At 52.9% G+C, this 1230-nt stretch carries 1 protein-coding gene; it reads right to left on the reverse strand.

The features are described from left to right. Positions 1-401: 401 nt before the first annotated feature. On the reverse strand, positions 402-1230 hold an 829-nt coding region (locus tag EXE45_RS16720; RefSeq protein WP_158294299.1), incomplete at its 5' end, for a transposase.

Genomic DNA, 1230 nt, shown 5'->3' on the forward strand with positions numbered 1-1230 from the left:
GGGCCGTCAGCTGGCGGTGCCATTGATTCAGCTTCACCGACGGCGGCGACCCTCAAAAATCTACTTGTGACTACTCGACTAATCCAAAGTGGATAGAAAAATTTCCAATATTGCCCCGATCACCCGTCTAGCGGCTGATTACGGACAAATGGGCTAGATCCCCCATGCTATAAATTACATATCGCTATACAAAATGTCGCAGTGTGGAAGTTCACAGTTTCGGAGGATAGGCTAGTTTTGGATCGAATCGCCATCAAGTCGTGGTGATTCTCAGCAGTCGGGGATCGATTTTGAATCCTTACTCTCGAACTACCGGACGAGCGTACGAAATTGTGTGGATTTTAGCGCTGCTGAATACGGTTGTCACTCTTGAGCGGCGGACCCAGCGAGAGCTCAGCCGATTAGTCGTGCGGGATCAACGCCGAGGCAACGAGCTCAACACACTCACCCGCAGTAATCACAGGTGCGTAGTCCATCTCGCCGTCAACGTCCGCCTTCAGCAGGAAGTCGGTGAGCCGCCAGATATTGTACAAGAGTACGGCAAACACGAAATAGAACAAGCGAACGCGGTAGTCTTTCGAGGAGGTCTTGGCGAGAAAGTCACCTTTAATCGATTTGTACTCGCTCTCGATCTGCCACCGGCGACTATACCGTTTACAGAACGCCTCGGCCTCATCGGGTCCCACTCGGAGATTCGTCGCGAAGACGGCTGTCCCCTCCCCACTCGTCGACGGCACGTACAGGAGCCGCATTGGATGCGATCCAGATTCCACATGGACAGAAGCCGACTCAACAGCCACCTCTTGGTCGTCTTCCTCCATTTGTTTGAGTATATCCCGTTCAGAGCTGGAGATCCGCTTGGGAATGAGGTAATTCACATCGAGGTTTGAGAGCGTCTGGAACACTTGTATCGAATCGAACTCTCGGTCACAGAGTACTGTCTCGATCGGAACGTGTCTTTTCGCTCGTCGAACGAGTCGCCGAACAGTACGATGGATCTGATTCGACGGGTTGTCGTCCCATCCAGAACTTTCTCGAACCGGTTCCACGGCAAGAACGAGCGGGATATTCTGTCCGATGATCGAGAGCGTTGCGAACTTGAAGGCCCGACTGTCTCTATCCTTCGTACCGCTGACCATCGACATCCCTTCGACATCCCCGTAATAGGGGATAGTCGTGATGTCGATCGCAGCTGTCACCGGCCGACGGAACGATGCTTCGGATTCGATA

Source organism: Halorubrum sp. SP9 (assembly GCF_005435015.1).
Classification (GTDB): Archaea; Halobacteriota; Halobacteria; order Halobacteriales; family Haloferacaceae; genus Halorubrum; species Halorubrum sodomense.